1 protein-coding gene and 1 pseudogene are annotated in these 1,011 nt (G+C 63.9%); both read right to left on the bottom strand.

The genetic code is table 11. From position 1 onward, the window contains the following. Window positions 1–181 (bottom strand): annotated as a pseudogene (locus LX12_RS21815) (hypothetical protein); the annotation flags it as partial. After that, window positions 181–1,011 (bottom strand): hypothetical protein (locus LX12_RS21820; RefSeq protein ID WP_253656719.1); only part of this gene is annotated, 831 nt, incomplete at its 5' end. The gene LX12_RS21820 and the pseudogene LX12_RS21815, both read right to left, overlap by 1 nt.

The raw sequence follows: 1,011 nt of genomic DNA on the forward strand, positions 1-1,011 counted from the left end.
CCACCGATGACCCGTCGGCCATGATGTTGGCGCACAGACCGCGGTAGTTCCAGTTGCCGTCGTACAGCTCAATGCGCGGGGGTTTCGCGATACGGGACAGGCGGGTGGCGCGGATCTCCCGAGCCCACAGAGCGAAGTCGTCGATGTTCGACCCCGTATAGGCAACAACCGGGGTTGTCATTATTCGAGCCCGGACTCGGCCGACCAAAAGCGGCGCAGCGTCAGCTTCACCTGCGACCCTGCCGGGCCGTTGATCGTGACCGGCAGCATCACCGGGCCGTTCGCGTCAGTGCCCGTGTACGGCGGAATCCAGAACAGCGGCTCCACCGCCTGCATCTGACCGTTCGCGTTCGACAGATCCGCCGCCACATACGTGTCCATCAGCGGGTCGGACATCACCGACCACATCACGTTGATCGACGGGGTGACGATCATGCGGGACGCGAACCGACCGGGCGCCCAATCAGGGTCAATCTCTTGGTCGTTGTTGAAGCTGAAGTCAGCGAACGAAAACGTCGTCGCACCGTTCGGCTTCAGCGACCACTCCGGCCACGCCTTCTGATCGGTCGGGTTCGTCACCGGCAGCCAGAACGTGTTCGACCCGTTCGACGGGTTCGTGACGGTCATCGTCAGCGGCGCCGATTCGTAGAACGGGTTCAGTGCCACAGCGGTAACCACAGCCCGGGCGTAGCCGGTGATGTTCCAGTCCTGCGACGGGGAGAACTTGATGCCCTGCGACCGCCGCAGCTGCAACAGCCGCAGCCCCGACTCCTGAGTCGTCACCTGCCACAGCAACGTCCGCCCAGCGCGCCACAGCTTGCGGAACCGCGAGACAGTGGCCTCGATGCCGGCGCCGTTGTCGTACAGGTTGAACGGCAACGTCAGGGTACGGACCGGGTACTCCTCCGCCCCAGCCATACCGCCCGGGGCGAACGCCGATTCGATGATCTTTAGGTCAAGCTCATCAGAGAACAGGTCGTCGGGGTCGACGGACAGTTTGATGTCCCGCCG

Source organism: Williamsia serinedens (assembly GCF_024171725.1).
Lineage (GTDB): Bacteria > Actinomycetota > Actinomycetes > Mycobacteriales > Mycobacteriaceae > Williamsia_A > Williamsia_A serinedens.